Below are 22,176 nucleotides of genomic sequence, written 5' to 3' on the forward strand. Positions count from 1 at the left end.
CCCAACTCTGCCGAGGAGACCGATCGTGGCTCTGCCGACCACTGACATCCGTACCGACCTCTACGACGACGCCGAACAGTGGTCGCTGGACGAGCTTCGGGCCCGCCAACTGGAGCGCTTGCAGGCCACGGTGCGCTCGTCCTACGAGAATGTGCCGCACTACCGGGCCAAGCTGGAAGCCGACGGGGTGCACCCCGAGGACATCAAGTCCCTCGACGACCTGCAGCTGCTGCCCTTCACCACCAAAGCCGACCTGCGGGCCAACTACCCGTTCGGGATGTTCGCCGTCCCGCGCGAGAAGGTGGTGCGGGTTCACGCCTCCAGTGGCACGACCGGACGCGCCACCGTCGTCGGCTACACCGCCGGCGACATCACCACGTGGGCCTCGATCGTGGCCCGGTGTATCCGCGCGGCGGGTGGACGTCCCGGGGACATCGCGCACGTCTCCTACGGCTACGGACTGTTCACCGGAGGTCTGGGGGCGCACTACGGCGCCGAGCACCTCGGTTGCACCGTCGTGCCCGCTTCAGGGGGCAACACCGAGAAGCAGATCCAACTCATCACCGACTTCAAGCCAAGGATCATCTTCATCACCCCCAGCTACTTCCTGTCCATGCTGGACACCATGGAGAAGATGGGCGTCGACCCGCGTGAGGCGTCCATCAAGATCGGCATCTTCGGCGCCGAGCCGTGGACGGAGGCCATGCGCGCCGAGATCGAAGAACGCGCCGACATGCACGCGACCGACATCTTCGGGCTATCGGAACTGATGGGTCCGGGAGTGGCGCAGGAGTGTGTCGAGACCAAGGACGGCCCGCACGTGTGGGAGGACCACTTCTACCCCGAGATCGTCAACCCGCTCACGGATAAGCCGGTCGAGGACGGCCAGACCGGCGAATTGGTGCTGACCTCCCTGACCAAGGAGGCCATGCCGATCCTGCGCTACCGCACCCGTGACCTCACCCAGTTGCTGCCGGGTACGGCTCGTCCGAACTTCCGCCGAATGGCCAAGATCACCGGCCGCACCGACGACCTGATGATCGTGCGCGGCGTGAACGTCTTCCCCACCCAGATCGAAGAGATCATCCTCGGGATCGACGGTCTCACCCCGCACTTCCAATGCGTCCTGAGCCGCCCCAAGCGGATGGATGAGCTGACCGTCAAGGTCGAAGCCTCGCCCGGGGTCCCCGAGAGCGCCTACGAGGGCATGGCCCGGGAGGTGGCCCACCACATCAAGTCGCGGATCGGCACCTCGGCCAAGGTCGTGGTCATGCCGCAGGACGGGATCGAACGCTCCGTCGGGAAGGCTCGACGGATCGTGGACGAGCGCTCTCTGTAATTGGGCGACGAGAACGCAGCGCCACCCATCGTGGGTGGCGCTGCGTTCCGCTGTGGAGTGCCAAAGCGCGCCAAGCAAGAGAGCCGAGGAGTTCCCGGAACCTGGTCGCAGCGACCCCGCCGAAGGAAAGGGAACCGGCGGACGACGGCGACCCAGGCCTAACAGGCCCGGGGCGGGCAGGCCTGCGGGTAGGGCAGCCGAAGTGCCTGCGGGGTGGGCGCTGCGCGGGCAATGTCGAGCACCTGCATGACATTGGCGGCTTCTTCGATGGGCACGGGGTTGGGCCCGGTGCCGTGGATCGCGTCGCGCAGCCGCTCGTAGAAGCGTTGATACTCCCCCGCCCGGCGAGGAATGCTCTGGGAGGTCCCTGTGGCGCTCACGAGCTGGCCCTCGGCAGCGCCCAGCCCGTAGCCCGGGCGACCCGGCAACAGCCCCTGCCCCAACTGATCTTCCTGCGGGTCCAAGCCGGAGATGAGCACCGAACCTTGCGTGCCGTGCAAGGTGAACCGCGGCGGCGCGGCGGCCGTGAGCGCGCTCATGTGCAGGATGACTCGCAACCCACCCGGGTAGCCGAGAACCACGTGCGCGTAGTCATCTACGGCTGCGCCCTCCCTGACCTGGGCCACATCCCCCCACACCCACTCAGGTGGGCCGAACAACAACAACGCCTGATCGACCAGATGCGGCCCCAGATCAGCAAGCAGCCCAGCCCCGGGGCCGGGAACCTCCCGCCACCGGTTTCGGACCTGCGGTTGGTACCTGTCGAAGTGGGAGTGCAGCGTCACGGCTCGCCCGATCTGCCCGGAACGCAGCACCTCAGCAAGGGTGAGCAGGTCGCCGTCCCAGCGGCGGTTGTGGAACGCCGCGACCACAACGTCAGCACCCTGCGCCGCGGCGACCAGGTCCGCTGCTTCCTGCGCATCCAGGGAAATCGGTTTCTCGACAACGACATGTTTGCCGTGCTCGATAGCGGCAAGAGCTAACGGCACGTGGGTGTCATTGGGAGTTGTCACGACCACGACGTCGATCTGGGGATCTTCGATGAGCGCCTGCGCGTGCCGGTGGTGATGGACGCGGGGGTAAGCCTGCTGGACCTTCTGCGCTGAGGATGAGGCGATCGCCGTGAGCTGCAAGCCCGGTGTCGCGCTGATGAGGGGCCCGTGGAAAACGCGGGAGACCATTCCGAAAGACGCCAACCCGACCCGCAACGCAGGTGCCTGGGCTGATTCGGCAGAAGAGAGCATGAGCGCATCCTAGGCGGCAGGAACAGCGCGGATTCTCACCGCTGCCGCTTCCCAGCCTCCGTTGAAGCGCAGTCGAGGACCAAGACTCTGCCCGTGGGCTGTCGTGAGCCGGGTTTGCCACCACCCCAAGGCACCGCGCCGGTCAGGTAGCCGCCGGGGTCGGCGGCAGTTCGCAGAGCCGCAGACGCGACCGCTTGGTCAACGCTGCCGCCGCATCAGGCGTCCTCGCCCGATGCAAAGCAGCGGCCCCGCTCACCGACGAGGGTGAGCGAGGCCGCTGCTGCGTTCAGGTGAGGTCAGGCCTCTTCGGTAGAAGAGCTTTCACCCTCGGGAGCTGACGCTTCGACGACCGCGTCGGCAGCAGGGGTGTTCTCGCCCTGTTCGGCGCTGTCAGCGTTACCGGCGCCGCGACCACGTCCACCGCGACGGCGGTTGCGGTTACGGCTGCGGCGTTCGCCACGCTCCTCATCGGACTCCAAAGCATCGGCCGAATCGGCTGCATCGGAGGTGTCGGACTGCTCCGAGTTCTCCGCGACTGCCGGTGCCGGTGCCGGTGCAGACTCCTCGGCGACGCGAGGCTCACGCGGGGCGCGCTCGCGACGTTCGCCGCCACCATCACGCTCGCCACGTTCGCGACGCGGTCCGTGATCGCCCTGGTCGGCGCTGCCGGAGTCAGCGGCCGCCTTCTGCTCATCGGAAAGAACCGCCGCAAGCGAAAGCTTGCCGCGCGGGTCGATTTCCTTGAGCTCGACCTCGACCTTCTGGCCGACTTTGACGACGTCTTCGACGTTGTCGATCCGCTTACCGCCGACGAGCTTGCGCACCTCAGAGATGTGCAGCAGGCCGTCCTTGCCGGGCAGCAAGGAGATGAACGCGCCGAAGGTCGTCGTCTTCACGACGGTACCGAGGAAGCGTTCGCCGACCTCAGGCATCGTCGGGTTGGCGATGGCGTTGATCTGCGCACGCGCAGCCTCAGCCGAAGGACCGTCGGTGGCGCCGATGTAGACGGTTCCGTCGTCCTCGATGGAGATGTCCGCGCCGGTCTCCTCCTGGATCTGGTTGATCATCTTGCCCTTCGGGCCGATGACCTCACCGATCTTGTCAACCGGCACCGTGACCGCGATGACCCGAGGAGCGAAGGGGCTCATCTCATCGGGGGCGTCGATGGCCTCGGTCATGACGTCCAGGATGTGCATCCGCGCATCCCGAGCCTGGGTGAGCGCACCTGCCAGCACGGAGGCCGGAATGCCGTTGAGCTTGGTGTCCAGCTGGATCGCGGTGACGAACTCGCGGGTACCGGCAACCTTGAAGTCCATGTCGCCGAAAGCGTCTTCGGCGCCGAGGATGTCGGTCAGAGCCGCGTATTGGGTCTGGCCGTCGATCTCGGCCGAAACCAAGCCCATTGCGATGCCCGCGACCGGGGCGCGCAGCGGCACACCGGCGTTGAGCAGCGAGAGCGTCGAGGCGCAGACAGAACCCATGGAGGTCGAACCGTTGGATCCGAGAGCTTCGGAGACCTGACGGATCGCGTAGGGGAACTCTTCGCGCGTGGGCAGAACCGGCATGAGAGCCCGCTCAGCCAGGGCGCCGTGGCCGACTTCGCGGCGCTTGGGCGAACCCACGCGGCCGGTCTCACCGGTGGAGTACGGCGGGAAGTTGTAGTTGTGCATGTAGCGCTTGCGCGACACCGGTGACAGCGTGTCGAGCTGCTGCTCCATGCGCAGCATGTTCAGCGTGGTAACGCCCATGATCTGGGTCTCGCCGCGCTCGAAGATAGCCGAACCGTGCACCCGCGGGAGCACCTCGACCTCGGCGCCCAGGGCGCGGATGTCGGCCAAGCCGCGACCGTCGATGCGGACCTTGTCGCGCAGAATCCGCTCGCGGACGACCTTCTTCTGCACGGCGCGGTAGGCAGCGCTGACTTCCTTCTCACGGCCCTCGAAGGACTTGCCTTCGCCGGCCAGGTCAGCCTTGACGATCTCCTTGGCCTGGTCGAGAGCGTCTTCGCGCTCCTGCTTGGCCGCGATAGACATCATTTCGCGCATCTTGTCAGCGGTCGCAGCCTCGACGGCTTCGTACACGTCGTCCTGGAAGTCCAGGAAGATCGGGAACTCGATCGAGTTGTCGCCGTCCTTGGCGAGCTTCTGCTCGGCCAGTTCGGCCTGCGCACGGCACAGCGCCGCGATGAAGGTCTTGCTCGCCTCGAGGCCCTCGGACACGATCTCTTCGGTCGGGGCGCCCTTGCCCTGGTTCTTCACTAGGTCCCAGGTGGAAGCGGTGGACTCAGCCTCGACCATCATGATCGCGACGTCGTCGACCGTGTTACCTGCGGCGTCGGTGGTCTGACCCACGATGCGGCCGGCAACGACCATGTCGAAGACGGAACGCTCGGAGTCGGAGAAGTTCGGGAAGGCGACCCACTGGCCGTCGATGAGCGAGACGCGCACGCCACCGATCGGGCCGGAGAACGGCAGACCGGAAATCTGAGTCGAGGCGCTCGCAGCGTTGATGGCGAGCACGTCGTACTGGTGGTCGGGGTTGAGCGACAGCACCGTGATGACGACCTGGACCTCGTTGCGCAGACCCTTGGTGAAGGTCGGACGCAGCGGGCGGTCGATGAGGCGGCAGGTCAGGATCGCCTCAGTGCTGGGGCGACCTTCGCGGCGGAAGAAGCTGCCGGGGATCTTGCCCGCGGCGTACATGCGCTCCTCGACGTCCACCGTCAGGGGGAAGAAGTCGAAGGCTTCCTTGGGGTGCTTGCCTGCAGTCGTTGTCGACAGCAGCATGGTGTCGCTGTCCAGGTAGGCAGTCACACTGCCGTTTGCCTGCTTGGCGAGCCGGCCCGTTTCGAAACGGACTGTGCGGGTGCCGAAGGTGCCGTTATCGATAACGGCTTCGGCGAACATGATCTCTGGACCCTCCATGGGCCCTCCTCTTCTGTCGTCCGCGACAGCGCACATCTTCGTTGTGTGCGAGTCGTACGTTCATGCGCTGATGAGCGCGTGGGGGCCAAGCCCCCTCCAGCACCACCGGTGCCGGAAATCTCGGGTGTTCGGGTTGCTGCGCCCTAGGACGCAGGCTCACCGATGAACAGTAGACATGCAGACGGGGCGGCTTCCCCGATGGGAAAGCCGCCCCGACCGAAGTCAAATGTCAACGACGCAGACCCAGTCGCTTGATAAGCGAACGGTAGCGCTCGATGTCAGTGCTCTCAAGGTAGCGCAGCATGCGCTTGCGACGACCGACGAGCAGCAGCAGGCCGCGGCGGCTGTGGTGGTCGTGCTTGTGCTCGCGCGAGTGCTCCGTCAGGTCCTTGATGCGCTGCGTGAGCATCGCGATCTGCACCTCGGGCGAACCGGTGTCGTTCTCGCCCGTGCCGTACTCGGCCATGATCTTCTTCTTGGTCTCCGTGTCCAGTGGCACGCTCGACTCCTTTTCGCTCGTTGCGCGGTGCTCGGGGGCGAATCCTCCCGGCGCTCTCTCTCCGCGGCCGTTAGACGGCAGTAGGCCACGTTACCAGCGCATCCTCATGCGCCCTAATCACCGGCGCACCCCGACGGCGCACCCCAACGGGGCCCTCAACGAGGACAGAAGACGGCCCTCGTCGGCGAGCTGGTCAGGACCAGTGAGCGCGGTCGAGCGTGACGACCCCGTACATCTGACCACGGCTGATCGTGGCGAACGCCTTGGAGATTCGCGCCGCGTTCTCGGAGATGGGTGCCATCGTGTCGTCGGTGGCCGCCAGGCGCCAACCCGGGGCCAACTGCGCAAAGGCAGCCGGGCTCTTTGCCCCGAAGTGGAAGTCGGCCCCGGTCAGCTTGGCGATGTGCGCCTTGGGCAGGACCAGGAGGCTGTGGTGCAGGTCGGCGATGAGACGGGCCGGGGACGCGAAGTGATCGCCCAGCCGCACCAGGAGTTGGGTGACGGTAGGTCGGTCCAGGTACATCAGTAGCCCCTCGGCCACGATCACCGTGGGACCGGCCGGTTCCACCTCAGAGAGCCAATGACGCTGAGTTACCGAACCATTCACCAACCGCGTGGGGTCCTGCGGCAGGATCTTGCGACGCAGAGCGATCACTCCTTCGGTGTCTACGCCGATCCAGTCGGCATCCAGGTCGGCGAGCCGACTCGCGCGATTGCACAACCCCACCCCGAGCGTCACCACCTGCACATGACCGTGCGCCCGGGCGAATTCACGCACCCTCTCGTCAATGGCCTGCGAACGCAGCACCGTACCGACCAGGGTCATCTGGTCGGTTTGCAGGATCGTGTGGATGTCGCCGCCCCGCTCGCGGGTCATCTGCTCCAGCGCCGCCCACGCTTCCTCCGCCTGGGGGTCCCGCCAATCACCGACGTCATACTTCTCGCCCGCTTTCGCGCGCGCATGCAGCGACGTGGCGAGGGTGGCGCCCACGGCGGTTCCGTACAGGTCGATAGGCGCACGGTTTGGTATGGCCACGAGTCCCTCCCTCTGGGTGATGTTTAGGTATCCCTAACCTAACGATGCCCGCTATGAGCGTCGAGGCATCCTGGGTGTTGCTCGCGCCACGCTCGTTCTGTGGTGGAGCTCGCCAGAGGGCATCCGCTCGACCCGGTCCAGACGGGCAACGACGGCGTGGGCGGGCGCAGTTTGTGCAGGCAAGTTGCAGCAGTGGTGTCGCACCACCGACGGGCTGATTGTTCGCACCTGGGCGAGCGGAGAAGGCGCTAAGACAACCGAGCGGGGTCCGGGCCCCCCCGAAGAGACCCAGACCCCGCCCGTACCAAGGCGACTGCCGCGAAGCTTCGGGGCTGAGCCGCCCGCGCCCGCCCAGGGGGCCAAGCACGACGCGACCCGGCACCGACGCCGCGGGCCGCCTAGCTCATTCCCAACTCAACGACCCACCGGTCTGGTATTCGGTGACTCGGGTTTCGAAGAAGTTCTTCTCCTTGACCAGATCCATCGATTCACTCATCCAAGGGAAGGGGTTCTCGGTCTCCCCGAAGATGGGTCGGAGCCCCAGCTGAACGCATCGACGATCCGTGATGAAGTGCATGTACTGCTCCACGTGGCTGACCGTCATCCCGAGCATCCCCCGGGGCATGGTGTCTCGGCCGTAGGCGATCTCCAGCGCACAGGCTTCGGTGAGCATGGTGCGCACTTCTTCCTGGAACTGCGGAGTCCACAGGTGCGGGTTCTCCAGCTTGATCTGGTTGATGCAGTCGATACCGAAGTTCAGGTGGATCGACTCGTCACGCAGGATGTACTGGTACTGCTCGGCGATGCCGACCATCTTGCCCCGGCGCCCCAGAGACAGAATCTGGGCGAAACCGGTGTAGAACCACATGCCTTCGAAGACGACGTAGAACGCGACCAGGTCGCGCAGGAACGCCTGGTCAGCCTCCGGAGTGCCGGTGACGAACTCCCCCGATTCCAGGTTCGTCGTGTACTCCAGAGCCCACGCATCCTTGTCCGTAATCGAGGGCACCTCGCGGTACATGTTGAACAGCTCGCCGTCTTCCAGGCCGAGGCTGGTGCAGATGTATTGGAAGGTGTGCGTGTGCACGGCCTCCTCGAATGCCTGACGCAGCAGGTACTGACGACATTCGGGGTTGGTGATGTGCCGGTACACCGCCAGGACGATGTTGTTCGCAACCAGCGACTCAGCGGTGGCGAAGAACCCGAGGTTCCGCTTCAGCATCAGTCGCTCGTCAGGCGTCAGCACATCCGGTGAACGCCACTGGGCGATATCGGCCTGCATGGAGACCTCGGTGGGCATCCAGTGGTTGTGGCAACCGGCCAGGTACTTCTCCCATGCCCAGCCGTACTTCATCGGCAGCAATTGGTTGACGTCGGCGCGGGAGTTGATCATCGCCTTGTCGTCCACGCTGACCCGCCCGGAGTCCGAGGCGCGAATGGTGTCGAAACTGGCGGTCGGTGATGCCGTCTGCAGGTCGTTGTCTACGTGGGTGCTCACTGGCAGGCCTCACAATCGGGGTCGGTGATGGAGCAGGCGGCAGGGACCTGCGCGGGCGGTGCTGCCTGCAGTGGCGCGCTCGGCGCACCGGGGGCCACTGCGTTCAGGCGGCCGTCGGTGCCGGCCAGAGTGGACTTCTCCACCTGGGTGGCGGCTCGGGCTCGCAGGTAGTAGGTGGTCTTCAGACCGGCCTTCCAGGCGTGCCGGTACAACTCGTCCAGAGCCCGGCCGCTGGGGGCGGCGACGTACAGGTTGAGGGACTGCGCCTGGTCGATCCACTTCTGTCGGCGGGCGGCCGCCGCCACGAGCCAACGGGGCTCGATCTCGAACGCGGTGGCGAACAGGTCTCGTACGTCCTGGGGCACTCGATCGATCTCGTTGAGCGAACCGTCGAAGTACTTCAGGTCGGCGACCATCACCTCATCCCACAGTCCGCGCTCCTTCAACGCCGCGACGAGGTGCGCGTTGACCACCGTGAAGTCGCCCGACATGTTGGATTTGACGAACAGGTTCTGGAACTGCGGTTCGATCGAGGCGCTGACGCCGCAGATGTTGCTGATGGTCGCGGTCGGGGCGATGGCCATCACATTGGAGTTACGCATCCCCAGCGCCCGCACGTGGTCGCGCAACCGGCCCCAATCCAGCGTCGAGGACGTGTCCACCTCGAGCTCGCCCTCGCCGCGCGCCTCCTTCAGCAGCGCCAACGAATCGATGGGCAGGATGCCGCGGCTCCACAGCGAGCCCTCGAAGCTGGGGTAGGCACCGCGCTCGGCGGCAAGGTCGGCGCTGGCTTCGATGGCGTAGTAGCTGATCGCCTCCATGGAGGTGTCGGCGAACTCGACCGCTTCCTTGCTGGCGAAAGGCAACCCCAGGACGAACAGCGCGTCCTGATAACCCATGAGTCCCAACCCGACCGGACGGTGTCGAAGGTTGGAGCGGCGGGTGGCCGGGATCGTGTAGTGGTTGATGTCGATGACGTCATCGAGCATCCGCACTGCCGTGCGCACGCTGCGCCGCAGTTTCTCGGTGTCCAGTCCACCCTGGGCGCTCACGTGCCGGGCGAGGTTGATCGAGGCGAGGTTGCACACGGCCACCTCATCGACGCTGGTGTTCAACGTGATCTCGGTGCACAGGTTCGAGGAGTGCACGACGCCGACATGTTGTTGCGGGCTGCGCAGGTTGCACGGGTCCTTGAAGGTGATCCACGGGTGCCCGGTCTCGAAGAGCATTGTCAGCATCCGCCGCCACAGGGTCGTGGCCTCAACCCGGCGCCACACCCGGATCTGCCCCTGATCGGCGGCCGCTTCGTATTCGGCGTAGCGCGCGGAGAACTCGGCACCGACGAGGTCGTGCAGATCGGGGGTCTCGTCGGGGCTGAAGAGCGTCCATTGCCCTCCGTTTTCCACCCGCCGCATGAACTCGTCTGGGATCCAGTTCGCCGTGTTCATGTCGTGGGTTCGGCGCCGGTCATCTCCGGCGTTCTTACGCAGGTCGAGGAATTCCTCGATGTCGATGTGCCAAGTCTCCAGGTAGGCGCACGCGGCGCCCTTGCGCTTGCCGCCCTGGTTGACCGCCACCGTGGTGTCGTTGGCGATCTTCAGGAACGGCACCACGCCCTGGCTCTGCCCGTTCGTGCCGTGGATGTGGGCGCCGAGGCCACGCACGGGAGACCAGTCGTTGCCGAGCCCGCCCGAGTACTTCGCCAGCAGCGCGTTGTTGCGGTAGGAGCCGAAGATGCTGTCGAGGTCGTCGGCGACCGTGGTCAAGAAGCAGCTGGACAGCTGAGGCCTGGTCGTGCCGGCGTTGAACAGGGTCGGCGTCGATGTCATGACGTCAAAATCGGAGAGCAGCCGGTAAAACTCGATGGCGCGCTCCTCGCGGTCGTCCTCGCGCAGGGCCAGGCCCATCGCAACCCGCATGAAGAACGCCTGCGGCAGCTCGAACCGGGTGCCGTTCTCGTGCAGCACATAGCGGTCGTAGACGGTCTGCAGCCCCAGGAGGTTGAACTCGAGGTCGCGGTCGCCGATCAGCGCTGCCGCGATCCGGTCGAGGTCGAAGTTGAGCAGTTCGGGGTCGACCCGCCCGATCTGGACTGCCCGGTGCAGGTACTCGCGGAAATAGCGCGGGTAGATGTCGCGCATCTGCTCGGCGTCGGCGTGCTGGGGTTCTTTGGCGAGGTGGCTGAGCGCTTCGGTGCGCATCCGGTCCAGGAGCAGCCGCGCCGCCACCCGCGAGTAGTTCGGTTCCTTCTCCACCAGGGTTCGCGCGCCCAGAACGAGGCAGGAGGCGAACTCGGCCTCGCTCATGCCGTCGTAGACGGTGCGGGCCATCTCGGCCAGCACAGGTTCACCAGCCACATCAGCGATGCCCGCAGTCGACTGCTCCAGCAGGACGCGAGCCCGCTGCCAGTCGGCGGGAACCGAGGTGCCATCGGCCAGGACGACACCGACCGCAGGTAGCCGGGTGCCGCTCTCCTGCGGCTGGCTTTGCTCGGGCTGGCGAGCAGATCGGGCCCGGGCGTGTTCCTCGCGGTACAACACGTAGGCGCGGGCCACCTGGTGATGCCCGGCTCTCATCAGCGCCAGTTCCACCTGGTCCTGGATGTGCTCGATGTGGACGGGCATCCCCACCGGGGCCTGGCGGCGCAGCGACGTGGTCACCGCAGTGGTGAGTTCCTCCACGACACGGTGCAGCCGAGAGGAGGCTGCGGCGCTGTCGCCCTCGACGGCGAGAAATGCCTTGCTGATCGCGACGGCGATTCGGGATTGGTCGAACTCGGACACGGTGCCGTCGCGGCGGGTGACACGCAGCCCGGTCGGCGCACGCGATCCGTCGTGGTCATCGGATGTGGCATCGAAAGGGTCGGCTGGCGGAGAGGTGGTCATCGTCATCGTCTGGCTCCTCGCAGATCGAACGGACCGCGACAGGAGGGGACGACGAGCGGCAGCGCAGGACGACACTGCCGTAGGTCGCGCCGACCCTCCCTCGGGGTCGCGGACGCGCACGGCACGTTGCCGCACGCGCCGGTGGCAGGTCTTCGGACTCGCGGGCCAGGCACGTGTGTGCCGCCTACTACCCGTCGCTTCCCAGGCCGCCAGGCCCAGTGCTCTTGACGAGGTTCGTTCCCACTTACCGCTGCGGGGCAGTCCCGGATTCACACCGGGTTCCCTCTTACCCCACTGATCCCGTCAAGACGGGAACAGTGGACCACCAGCAGAGGAGACACTACATGTCGCACCCGCCGAGAGACGAGACCCCATATGTCGTGTCGCGTGCGGACTCCGGGGCGCAGGCGCACCCCCGGGGTGACCGGACCCTGTTCGATGCGCAGTGGCGGCACTCGGCGCAGGTGATGGGCGATCTGGATGGGCTGGGCTGATCGGCCGCGGGTGCTGTCTCCCACCGGGCAGCAGCCTGATCCCACCGCGTGGGGCGATCCTTGCGGCCCCCCGCGAGCCGTCAACTCTCAGTGACGGCTCGCGGGCAGCATGCGGCGAGCCGTCAGTCCTAAGTGACGGCTCGCCGGGAGGCAGTGGGCGTCTAGCTCTTGGCGGTGGCGAGCCACTCGTTACCGGGCAAGTCGCTCAGCTTGGCGATGTCGAGCTTGGTGGTGATGTTGCTCTTCGGGGCCAGCCCGTAGTGCTCCAGCGACTTGCGCACATACTCGGCAGCGTCGATGTTGAGCGGGCCGGAGGTCCACATGGCGTAGGGCAAGTTAACGAAGCGCTTCTCCTTGACCGCCGCCAAGTTCTTCGTGGCCGGGTTCGCCTGCAACGCGGCGATCTTGTCGGCGTAGCTCATGCCGGGATACTCGACGAAATACATGATGTCGGGATCGGCCGTGGCCAGCCGTTCCCAGCTCACCTGAGTCCAGGTATCTTCGACATCTTCTAACGCGTTGGTGACACCGGCCGAATCGAAGATCGCTTGCGGTGCCCCAAAGGAACCGCAGCTGAGAATAGTGTCGCTCGGCGAGTCGACCAGAAAAGCGGTGGGCTTCTCTTTCGGCTTTGGCGCCTTTTCGAGCGCCTCCCGCCGAGCCTCGATCTCACCGACGGATTGCGCTGCCGTGTCGACATTACCGGTGAGCGCCCCAATTGAGGTGATGTCATGCGTCAGTGCCTCCCAGGGGTTCATCGTGCCGCGCGCCCCACCCTCCTGGCGGCAGGTCTCACTCAACAGGTACGAGGGAATACCCTTCTCCTTGAGCACCTCGGGTGTCATGTTCTTCGATTCGGTGAAGCCGTAGCCCCAGCCTGCGAACATCAGATCTGGCTGGGCAGCGAGCACATTCTCCAGCGAGGGATACTCCTTGGCCGCGACTTTGAGATCGCTGGTCGCATCCTTACCGAAGGCCAACGCGACCACGTCTTCATCCCGCTGCAGGCTGCTGACCGCGGTGATCTGGTCATGGGCCCCTGCTGCCAGCGCAATGGAGATAATGTTTCCATCGTTGACGAACATCTTCGAGATGGGTTTGTCAACGGTGAGCTCTTGGCCGCAGTTGGTGACCGTGATCTTTCCGGCGCCGTCCTTCTTCGCGGCTGCAGGCTCGGAAGAGTCCGTGCCACAGCCGGCGATCACCATCATCAGCGCTGAAGCGCAGGCAACCCCAGTGGGAATCTTTTTATTCATCAAAATCGTCCTTTCGTCCATCAATGAGCAAATGTGATTGGTCACGGCTGGGGTGCCGGATCTGGCACGTCGTCACCGCGAAGGTCTCGGCCAGCAATTCAGGCGTGAACACCTCGTGCGGCGCTCCGAAAGCCCAAACCTTCCCGGCATGCAGAACGGCAACTGCATCGAAGTGACGCAGTACAAGGTCAAGGTCATGCATGGCCGCCACTACGGTGCCCTCGTAAGCGGCGATCAGCTCAAGCAGCTTGATCTGCCAGCGGATGTCGAGATGGTTGGTGGGTTCGTCCAACATGAGCACCGAGCAGCCCTGGGCCAGACCCCGCGCCAAGACCGCCCGGCGCCGTTCACCGCCGGAGAGCCGGTCGCAGGTGTCATCGATCCGATCGAGCAGCCCCACCACGGAAAGGGATTCCCGCACAATCCGGTGGTCGTCAGACGCTCCGAGTTCCCACGGCGCTCGATTGGGGATCCGTCCGAGTGCCACCATCTCGTCCAACCGCAGCTCAGCGGGTGGGTGCTCTTCCTGGCCCACGAAGGCGATCTTGCGAGCCCGTTGCCGGCCGGGCATGGCGTGAATGTCCTCACCGTCCAGCAGCACGGCGCCGGCCGCCGGACGGGTGATTCCGGAGATGGCGCGCAACAACGTGGATTTACCGGCGCCGTTGGTGCCGACCAGCGCGACCCTGCTGCCTCGCGCGATCTCCAGATCGACATCGCTGACGATGACTTTGCCTGACACGGCCGCGGACACCCCGCGCACCTGGATACCCAGCGGCTTTTCACAGCTGTCCGCCGGAATCGTCGCTCCCGCACGAGCGGCGGCGAACGGACGGGACCACCTCATGAGGAGGCCCCGAACTCGTAGCGGCGACGCCCCATGAGCAACAGGAACGCAGGAGCGCCGATGACGCCGGTGACAACCCCCAACGGAATCTCCTGGGGACGTGCCGCCATCCGGGAGAGCACATCCACCCACAACAGGAACACGGCCCCGCCGAGTGCGGCCACCGGCAACAGCACCCGATGCCTGGCCCCGACGAGGATGCGCGCGGCGTGCGGCACGATCAACCCCACGAAGCCGATCCCGCCGCTGACGGCCACCAGCACCCCGATCAGTACGCCGAGGCCAACGAACAGCCCTGTGCGCAGACGTTTGACGTTGATGCCGAGCGCGGCCGCGGTGTCGGGCCCGGTCGCCAGCGCATCCAGCCACCCGTGCACCGCGAACATGAGGATGCTCGCCAGGACGACCGCCACCACGGGTGGCACGAGCCGCTCCCAGGTGGCACCGGCGACCGAGCCCAACATCCAATACAGGACCGAGTTGGCGGCGCGGTCGTCGCTGAGAAAGACCATGAACGAGGCGATGGAGGACAACGCCGAACCCATCACCACACCTGAGAGCACGAGACGTAGCGGGTTGAGTCCGCCTTGGGCCATCGCGATCAGGTAGACCAGCATCGCTGATCCCAGCGCCCCCATCAGTGCCCCCAAGGACAGCGCGTAGATACCCAGGCTGCTCAGCGCCCCGAAGGTGATGACCGCAGTGGCGCCCACGGCGGCCCCCGCCGAGATGCCCAGAAGGTACGGATCAGCCAGCGGGTTGCGGACCAGGGTTTGCATTCCGGCGCCGGCCAGGGATAACCCTGCGCCGACGGTGACCGCTAGCAGCGCCCGTGGCAAACGAAGTTCCCACACGATCACATCGAAAGGACCGCTGGTCTGATGGTCGCTGAGGCGACCCTGCACGACCTTGATCACCTCGGATACCGCGATGCTTTCGGACCCGAAAGCCAACGAGATCACCACGCTGACCAGGCACACCACCATGAGGATCAACAGCAGCGGCACGAACGGCAGCCGTTTGGTAGAAGCCATCACGCTTCAGGGTTCGACGAGTCGGCCGTGGCCGTCCTCGTGCCTGCGTCCGCGGCATGGTGAGGTGGCCGGCCTGTACCCAGGCAGCAGTGAAGCGCGGTTTCTACATGTGGCACAGTGCGCCCCTTGGATCGGTAAGCCTTGTTCGCGAGGCTTTTGTCGTCGACCCGCCCGCGCGGAAGCGCAGGCGAACACCAGCAGGTCTTCGGACTCGGCTTCGCCCGGCCGAGGCGCCTTCCCAGAGTGTGTGAGCCTCCAGTGGCTTGTCGCCTCGCCGTCCGCCTTACCGCTGCGCGTCAGTCTCGGAGTTTCACCGAGTTCCCTGGCCCCTAGGGGCGACTGGCGTTGGCAATCTAGCAGGTCTGCAGCGAGGCTGTGGACAGGATGAATGAGACGTTCCGCGAGCACGTCCCGCTGCTAGGTCGCCCGCTGATCGCTCGGCGTCACGGGGCAATCCGGGCAAGTGCCGCCGGACTCGCCGCGGTAGTACAGACAGCAGCTTCGGCGAAGGACCGATCCCTGCTCCACGTCGACGTGATCGCCGATCAGCGGCTGGGCCAGAAGCGCGTCCAGCAACGGGTCCAGGTCACCCTCCCCCAATAGGGATTGCGCTGCGCGGACCGCGCCGATCGCAGCCGCCGCGCGGTTTCCGGCCAGCAGACCCGTCGCGATCCGGGTCGTGTCGCGAAGTTGCGCATGCAGCGGTTCGCTGAGTCGGCGGACCTCGGCGACCATCACCGAGGCCACCTGCTCAGGGGTGGCGCCCAAATCCAACCACCCGCCGGAGACGGTCAGGCAGACCCCGAAGGCGCTACCTTCTTCGCGCACCCGCAGCCCGTCGAGGTCGGGTATGACGCGCGACTGTGCCCAGGGACCGACCAGGAGCGACCAGATCCGAGCCAGCAGGGAGAACTGCCAGGTCAAGGTACCGACCCGCAGCTCCTGGCTGCCCAACCGGGCCGCCGTCTGTTGGCAGTAGCGTTGCAGCTGCTGGTCATCGAACGCCTGCAGACCAACCCCTTCCTCACCGAAGGCGACGGTGAAGTACGGGCCGAAGCTGGCAGCCTGGGCCACCGCCTCGCGTACCCGTTGCGGCCCCACCCGGGCGAAGTGTTCGGTGTCGGGATCGGCTGCCAGGAAGCGGGCGAGGGCGTCCAGACCCTGAACCTGTTGCGTCCGGCCGGCGACCATGAGTTCCCAGACATCCTGCCCGGGAGGGGCGCACTGCAGCTCCACCTCCGACGGACCTTCATCGTCACGGGCCCACCCCCGGCGGGCCAGCAGATGAGTGACAGCCAGACCGGGCTCCGCTGACACCCGGACCCGGGCGCGGGTGTTCCCGACGAGGCGGAAACCGCCCCGCTGCGCGTCGAACTCAAGGTCCTCACTGTCGAAGACCTCCCCCAGCCGGCCGCCGTACATCAGGTCCTCCGGGATGCGGCTGTCCAGGCGACCATCGCGGTCGATCAGCCAGATTCGATCCGCAACCTGGAGCGCAAGGTCCACCTCATGGGTAGAGACGATCGCCACGACGTTGCGTTCGAGGGCGATCCGGCGGATGAGCCCGGTCAGGGCGATGCGTCCCGGCGCATCCAGGAACGCACTCGGTTCGTCCATGAGCAGCAGCCGGGGTTGCTGCGCCAACGCGCGAGCGGTCATCACCCGTTGCCGCTCCCCGTCGGAGAGCTCGGCCAGGTCGCGATGAGCCAGGCGCGCAGCCCCCACCGCAACGAGAGCCTCGTCGACAAGCCGGTCGTCCTCAGCCGTCAACCGGCCTAGGAATCCGGTGTGGGGATGCCGTCCGAGCGCCACCATCTCCCGTGCCGACAACCGGCCCGGCGCTACCCGCTCGGTCAGCACGATCGCCTGATAGCGAGCCCGATCCCCCGGGCTCATCGACTCCAGCTGCCGCCCCGACAGCTCGACCACCCCGCCCAGGGCCGGTTGCAGACCGGCGATGGTCCGCAGCAACGTCGACTTTCCGGTGCCGTTCGGCCCGATGAGAGCGGTCAACTCCCCCGGGTGCGCCTGCGCGTTCAACCCGGACAGCACCACATGTCGGCGCCGCCCGTCGCGATAGCCCACGGCAAGCTCACGCAGCGACAAGGAGCCGTCACCCTGCGGCTGCGGTGAATGTGCCGACACACTCATGCTGCGACCCCCTGGATGGCTTTGCTCCGCAGAATGATCGCGATGACCACCGGGGCGCCGACCAGGGAGGTGATGACGTTGATCGGGATGATGTGCTCCGGAATCATCGAGATGATGGAGCAGCCCAGCGCCGCGCTGGATCCACAGAAGATCGTCGCCGGCAGGAGCACCCGATGGTCTGAGGTGCCGACGATCCGTCTGGCCGCGTGCGGCACGGCGATACCGATGAAGCCGATGGGCCCGCAGAAGGCGGTGACGACGCCGGTCAGCAGCGAGGCACCCGCAAGGATGGAAAAGCGGATCCGTTTGGTGTTGACGCCCAGTGAGCGGGCGTAGTTCTCTCCCAGCAGCAGCCCGTTCAGCGGCTTGACGCCCAACAGGGCAAGCAGCAGTCCCGCTGCGGTCGTGGAGGTGAGGACCAGGATGTCCTTCTCCGTGGTCCCGCTGAAACTCCCCAGCCCCCAGGCGATGAACTGTTGAGCGCGTTGCGGGTCGGTCCAGGTCAACATGAGAGAGACCAACGCAGTCACCGCGCTACCCAACATGACACCGACGATGAGCAGTGTGGTCGGAACCCGCACGGCGCGGGCTAGCAGCAGGACGACGACGAGCACCGCGCCGGCTCCCAGTGCCGCCGCTGACACCGTGCCGAAACGGCCCAGCACGCTCAAACCAGTCGCGAAAGAACCGGTCGCGCCCGCTCCGACCCCGGTGACCAGGATGGCGACGCCGAAACTCGCGCCGGAGGACAGACCGAGCGAGAAGGGGTCCGCCAGCGGGTTACGGAAGAGGGTCTGCATCTGCAGTCCGGCAGCGCCGAGGGCTGCTCCGGCGCAGGCGGCCGTGACCGCCCGGGGGATGCGCACGCGGGCCAACACCACTTGGGTCGTCGAACCCTGGGTTTCCTGCCCGAGCAGCACACGGACCGCGTCCCGGATACCGATCTCGCTGGATCCGCTCGTCACGGCCACGACAAACAACGCTGCCGTGGCCGCGACGAGGCCGATAACGATCAACCAGCGGGTTCGAACACTCTCATCAGGCGCAATCACGGAGGTGTTCGAACCCGACATGGATGCCGTCAAGGTCACTTAGTGACCTTGCGGTAGAACTCGAGCTCGTGTCCGGGCACGGCATCCGGGTGCAGGATTGTGACCAGGTCAGCCAGCACCAGGTCTGGGCGGGTGACCCCGCGCTCCCAGTAGTCGTTACCGCCGGCCTCGTTGACCTTGGCGTTGTTGGACCACACGTTGCCTTCCTTGAACGCCTTGAACTCGGCGTACCGGGGGTCGTCCTTCACGATGTCGCCCAGGGTCTGCACCGGGGCGCTCATCAGCCAGACATCGGCGTCGCGGGCCTTGGTCAAAACGTCCTCGAGCTTCAGCGGGACGCTGCCCGTCGGTGTCGTTCCGCTCCAGGCGTAGGTGGCGTTGGCGTCCTTGAGCAGCGCCCCGACGTAGGAGCCCCCCGAGGGCATGTTCCAGGTGCCTTCGAACATCTGCCCGGGCAGCACCGAGACCGGCTTGCTCGTCTTGGCTGCCTGCACGACCTTGGTGTAGTCGGTCTCGATCTGGTCGAAGACCTTCTCTGCCTTGGCCTCATCCCCGGTGAGGGCGGCCATGTACTTGATCCACTCAGCCCGTCCCAACGGAGTCGCCTCGAGCCATTCGGCATTGGCAACAACCGGCACACCGCTGTCCCGCAGCACCTTGTAGGTGGGGTCATCCACGCCGCCGGTCATGAGCAGGTCGGGCTTCTTGCCGATGACGAGCTCGGTGTCGATGGCTTGCTGCGGTGCGTACTCGACGACCTTCTTGTCTTCGAGGCGGGCCCGGACGTCCTCGTTGCTGACCATCGCACCGGAGGAGACCCCGGTGAGCGCATCGATGCGGTCCAGGTCGGCCAGCAACGGAATGTGGGTGGTGGATCCGGAGAAGATCGAGTCCACCGGGATCTCGATCTGCTGAGCTCCGGCGAGTTCGCCGGTGGCCTCCGGGGCGGGGGTTCCGCAGCGGTAAAGCACGTACTTTTCCGCCGGTCCTTCCTGGTAGCTCTGTTTGACCTCGAGCACCTGGTAGTTGCCGTGGTAGGAGACGGTGAAGTTCTTGGCGTGCTCGATCGTCGACTTCTCGGGGAAGTAGTCCTTGCCCTCGGTGTAGGAAGTGACGCAGCCCTTGGCGTCTACTTCACCGCCTGCGGCGCTGGGCGCAGCAGAGGTGGAACCCGGCGTAGGCGTGCCTGCGCCGCAGGCTGCCAGCAGCGTCGCGGAGGCGGCGCACGCCACCGGGAGAATGAAACGGCGACGGGAGGTCAGGCAGGAAGGGTGACGATTGGTAACCATGGCGACTCCAAAGCGGGTGACGCGGTGGAGACAGACACTGCGTGGCGCCAAGAGACCAATGAGTAGGCAAGCAGAAGGGCACGCACAGCTCATCCTCTCCAGGGGTAGACCCGCCCCCACCAAGAAGAGAGCGACAGCGCCAAGATCTGACTTCGACGATTCTGGAATCGACTCACAGTGGCGGCACCGTGCCGGATTCACACCGGCTTCCTGAGCTCGCTGTCGCTATGACCTGTGAAGAGTATCCCAACCGGCGGGTCACATGGCCGATGACCCTCGGTCAGATCACGGCGCGAATCCTAGGCAGCGCCAAGCGACACAACACGTAGCGGGCGCCACCGCGGACCTCGGGCGGCGGTCGTTTGCAGGTACGGTCGAGCGGGCTCACCGGAGCCACGGCGAAGGGAACAGGATGAACATGCAGCAAGAGGACCCCGTCCACGGGATAGCCATGATCGCCAAGCAACGCGGGGACGGATGGCGGCTACTGGCGCAGGTGACGCAGGCGCCGGACGCCGAACTGGTGCAGCTTCTTCGCTCCGGGTCCTGGCAGGCGCAGTTCCGCGCAGCAGTGCAGTGGCTGAACGTCGACACCTTCGAGCGCGCCCTCCCGGCCCTGGACACGCTGGTGCGTCGGGCGGCCAGGCGCAGCGCCGAGGAGGACCTGACGACCCTGGAAGTTGCCTGGGTCCCCCCGGTCAGTGACATCGCGAGCCACGCCGATGCCCTCGAAGCGCTGGCCGAATTGTGTGATGCCGAGTCCCGCGCCTGGGCCACGGGTGATCTGGAAAACGCAAAACGCCTGCGCCGGGAAGAGACTGAGGCGATCGAGAATTCGCTGATCCCGGTGCTCCCAGACTGGTGCGTGGCCATCGACACCGCCGCCACACCGATCACGTATCGCGTCATCGGGCGACTGGTCGCCTCCTACCTATCGGTAGAGAGCGGCCGAGACTTCGATTCCAGCCTCTTTCCACACCCCGTCGAGGTGGTGGGATCCTGGGCGTCCTCGGGCGCTGACGGCGAATCTGCCTCCGACTGAGGCGCCGAATCCCCGGGTTCAGCATCATTCCCCGAGCCGCTGGCCAGCGGCAGCCCCGCCAGTCGCCACTCGATCATGCCGTCGCGCAGGCGCCGGGCGCCAACTCCGCTGGAGCGCAGGAGCTGCACTGCATCTGTGGCCATGACGCAGTAGGCGCCCCGACAGTAGGCCACGAGGTTCGTCGACCCGGCGTGTTCACCCAACCCGTCGGCCAGCTCGGGCAGCGGCACCGAACGCGCACCAGGAATGTGCCCGGCCTCGTACTCCTCACGTGGGCGAACGTCGATGAGGACCACCTCACCTCGATTCAGCTGCTCAAGGAGCTCCCCCGGGCTGATCTCTTCCACTCCTGAGGCTCCGGCTGCCATCTTCACTGCCGCCTCGACCGCGGGCGATCGTTCCTTGGCGACCGTGCGGAGCTGGCCGTAGAGCTGTTCGACGTCAGGCCCGGCGAGGCGGTAGTAGATCCGCGTGCCCTCCTGTCGCGTGGTGACGAGGCTGGTGAGCTTCAACACCTGCAGGTGTGCTGAGACGGTGCTGACTCCAGCTTCCAACTCGCGCGCCAACGACTCGACTGTCCGCTCCCCTTGGCAGAGCACAGCCAACAGTTCCAGTCGTTTGGCGTTGGCGAACGCTTTACCGACCAGTGCGAGCGCCTTATACGCCTTCTCGTTGTCGGATGTCAAGGACCTATCGCTCTCGATCTATTCCATACTTCTTTGGAGTATTGGAGTTACGTGGCCACCGGATGCTTCCGCTCGACAAGGGTCCGGTCCCCCAATATGCGAACCGTCACCAGGCGAACCGTCACCAGGATGCACTATCTGAGGCGGTAGCGGGGCGGTGAGCATTTCGAACAGACCTATCCGGAGGCGCCGCAGATGGCCAGACAGAACGTCACGATCCACACCACCCGCCCGAGCGATACCAAGCCCACTCCAGAGGATCCCTCCTGGGCGATGGTCATCGATCTGCAGAAATGCGTCGGATGCGACTCCTGCACCGTGGCATGCAAGGCGGAGAACCGCACACCGCCTGGTGTGAGCTACAACGTGGTCGTCGAAGAAGAGACCGGGACCTACCCCAACGTTCGTCGGGTGAACCTGCCCCGTCCCTGTATGCAATGTGACGTGCCGCCGTGCGTAAGCGTGTGCCCCGTCAACGCCACTTACAAGAACAGCGACGGCGTGGTCGTCATCGACGCCGAGCGCTGCATCGGATGTCGCTACTGCATCACCGCCTGCCCTTACGGTGCCCGCTCCTTCGACTTCGGTGGCACGTACTCCGATGAGATGCAGGGCTACACCGACGTGCAGTCCCCTGAGTACGGCGTGCAACGCGGAAAGCGCGGCTCCTACACCCCGCCGGTGGGCACCGTACGCAAGTGCACCTTCTGCACCCACCGCACGGCCCGCGGCGAAGAGCCGGCCTGCTGCGAGACGTGCATCGGCGATGCCCGCTACTTCGGTGACCTCAACGATCCGAACAGCGTGGTGTCCCAGCTCGCCGCCAGCCCCCGAGCGTTCAGGCTGCGAGAAGAGCTCGGCACCGAACCCCGCGTCTGGTACCTGCGCTGAGAGGCTGAT

The 22,176-nt window shown here is 65.9% G+C and carries 17 protein-coding genes and 3 riboswitches; of the genes, 4 read left to right on the plus strand and 13 right to left on the minus strand.

What is annotated here, in order from left to right; translation table 11 throughout:
* Positions 1–25: 25 nt before the first annotated feature.
* Positions 26–1,339 carry a phenylacetate--CoA ligase PaaK gene (gene paaK, locus G9V96_RS03365; RefSeq protein ID WP_168581778.1) on the plus strand — a complete coding sequence of 438 codons (1,314 nt, stop codon included), beginning with the start codon at positions 26–28 and terminating at the stop codon, positions 1,337–1,339.
* Positions 1,340–1,497: 158 nt separating this feature from the next.
* Here paaK and G9V96_RS03370 read toward each other — a convergent pair whose 3' ends face one another.
* The 6 genes from G9V96_RS03370 to G9V96_RS03395 all read right to left on the minus strand — a co-directional run bounded on the left by G9V96_RS03370 (position 1,498) and on the right by G9V96_RS03395 (position 11,431).
* On the minus strand, positions 1,498–2,583 hold the full coding sequence (locus G9V96_RS03370; RefSeq protein ID WP_168581779.1) for an oxidoreductase: 1,086 nt from the start codon (positions 2,581–2,583) through the stop codon (positions 1,498–1,500).
* 296 nt (positions 2,584–2,879) lie between these two features.
* Positions 2,880–5,507: a polyribonucleotide nucleotidyltransferase gene (locus G9V96_RS03375; RefSeq protein WP_168581780.1), complete on the minus strand. Its 2,628-nt coding sequence runs from the start codon at positions 5,505–5,507 to the stop codon at positions 2,880–2,882.
* Positions 5,508–5,736: 229 nt separating this feature from the next.
* Positions 5,737–6,006 carry a 30S ribosomal protein S15 gene (rpsO, locus tag G9V96_RS03380; RefSeq protein ID WP_168581781.1) on the minus strand — a complete coding sequence of 90 codons (270 nt, stop codon included), beginning with the start codon at positions 6,004–6,006 and terminating at the stop codon, positions 5,737–5,739.
* Positions 6,007–6,199: 193 nt separating this feature from the next.
* Positions 6,200–7,042: a class I SAM-dependent methyltransferase gene (locus G9V96_RS03385; RefSeq protein ID WP_168581782.1), complete on the minus strand. Its 843-nt coding sequence runs from the start codon at positions 7,040–7,042 to the stop codon at positions 6,200–6,202.
* A 403-nt stretch (positions 7,043–7,445) separates the two neighbouring features.
* Positions 7,446–8,540: a ribonucleotide-diphosphate reductase subunit beta gene (locus G9V96_RS03390; RefSeq protein WP_168581783.1), complete on the minus strand. Its 1,095-nt coding sequence runs from the start codon at positions 8,538–8,540 to the stop codon at positions 7,446–7,448.
* Positions 8,537–11,431: a ribonucleoside-diphosphate reductase subunit alpha gene (locus tag G9V96_RS03395; protein WP_168581784.1), complete on the minus strand. Its 2,895-nt coding sequence runs from the start codon at positions 11,429–11,431 to the stop codon at positions 8,537–8,539. Before G9V96_RS03395 ends, G9V96_RS03390 begins: the two co-directional genes overlap by 4 nt.
* A gap of 120 nt (positions 11,432–11,551) precedes the next feature.
* Positions 11,552–11,767: riboswitch (cobalamin riboswitch) on the minus strand.
* A 2-nt stretch (positions 11,768–11,769) separates the two neighbouring features.
* On the opposite strand from G9V96_RS03395, the gene G9V96_RS03400 reads away from it, so the two are divergent.
* Positions 11,770–11,919, plus strand: coding sequence for a hypothetical protein (locus tag G9V96_RS03400; protein WP_168581785.1), 150 nt, complete (start codon positions 11,770–11,772; stop codon positions 11,917–11,919).
* 161 nt (positions 11,920–12,080) lie between these two features.
* On the opposite strand, the gene G9V96_RS03405 is transcribed toward G9V96_RS03400, so the two are convergent.
* From G9V96_RS03405 to G9V96_RS03430, 6 genes are all read right to left on the minus strand, one after another.
* The gene (locus tag G9V96_RS03405) at positions 12,081–13,196 is read right to left on the minus strand and encodes an ABC transporter substrate-binding protein (RefSeq protein WP_226913623.1); all 1,116 of its coding nucleotides are present in this window, start codon (positions 13,194–13,196) and stop codon (positions 12,081–12,083) included.
* The gene (locus G9V96_RS03410) at positions 13,168–13,929 is read right to left on the minus strand and encodes an ABC transporter ATP-binding protein (RefSeq protein ID WP_210424452.1); all 762 of its coding nucleotides are present in this window, start codon (positions 13,927–13,929) and stop codon (positions 13,168–13,170) included. Before G9V96_RS03410 ends, G9V96_RS03405 begins: the two co-directional genes overlap by 29 nt.
* Positions 13,930–14,018: 89 nt before the next feature.
* A complete protein-coding gene (locus G9V96_RS03415; RefSeq protein WP_168581787.1) occupies positions 14,019–15,056 on the minus strand; it encodes a FecCD family ABC transporter permease in 1,038 nt (345 codons plus the stop codon).
* Between the two features lie 179 nt (positions 15,057–15,235).
* Positions 15,236–15,415: riboswitch (cobalamin riboswitch) on the minus strand.
* 58 nt (positions 15,416–15,473) lie between these two features.
* Complete coding sequence (locus tag G9V96_RS03420) at positions 15,474–17,207, minus strand: ATP-binding cassette domain-containing protein (protein WP_168583813.1); 1,734 nt, start codon at positions 17,205–17,207, stop codon at positions 15,474–15,476.
* Positions 17,204–18,298 (minus strand): FecCD family ABC transporter permease, encoded by a 1,095-nt coding sequence (locus tag G9V96_RS03425; protein WP_210424453.1) that lies wholly within the window; start codon positions 18,296–18,298, stop codon positions 17,204–17,206. Before G9V96_RS03425 ends, G9V96_RS03420 begins: the two co-directional genes overlap by 4 nt.
* Complete coding sequence (locus G9V96_RS03430; protein ID WP_168581788.1) at positions 18,295–19,548, minus strand: ABC transporter substrate-binding protein; 1,254 nt, start codon at positions 19,546–19,548, stop codon at positions 18,295–18,297. The genes G9V96_RS03425 and G9V96_RS03430 overlap by 4 nt, the downstream gene beginning before the upstream one ends.
* An 89-nt stretch (positions 19,549–19,637) precedes the next feature.
* Positions 19,638–19,787, minus strand: a riboswitch (adenosylcobalamin (AdoCbl) riboswitch).
* Positions 19,788–19,960: 173 nt separating this feature from the next.
* Here G9V96_RS03430 and G9V96_RS03435 point away from each other — a divergent pair.
* On the plus strand, positions 19,961–20,590 hold the full coding sequence (locus tag G9V96_RS03435) for a hypothetical protein (RefSeq protein WP_168581789.1): 630 nt from the start codon (positions 19,961–19,963) through the stop codon (positions 20,588–20,590).
* Here the strand turns inward: G9V96_RS03435 and G9V96_RS03440 are convergent.
* Positions 20,476–21,276, minus strand: coding sequence for a metalloregulator ArsR/SmtB family transcription factor (locus G9V96_RS03440; protein WP_168581790.1), 801 nt, complete (start codon positions 21,274–21,276; stop codon positions 20,476–20,478). The two genes, G9V96_RS03435 and G9V96_RS03440, sit on opposite strands and share 115 nt — an antisense overlap.
* Positions 21,277–21,471: 195 nt before the next feature.
* Between G9V96_RS03440 and G9V96_RS03445 the strand changes: the two genes are divergently transcribed.
* A complete protein-coding gene (locus tag G9V96_RS03445; RefSeq protein WP_210424454.1) occupies positions 21,472–22,167 on the plus strand; it encodes a 4Fe-4S dicluster domain-containing protein in 696 nt (231 codons plus the stop codon).
* Positions 22,168–22,176 lie beyond the last annotated feature (9 nt).

It is taken from the genome of Gephyromycinifex aptenodytis, assembly GCF_012277275.1.
GTDB lineage: Bacteria > Actinomycetota > Actinomycetes > Actinomycetales > Dermatophilaceae > Gephyromycinifex > Gephyromycinifex aptenodytis.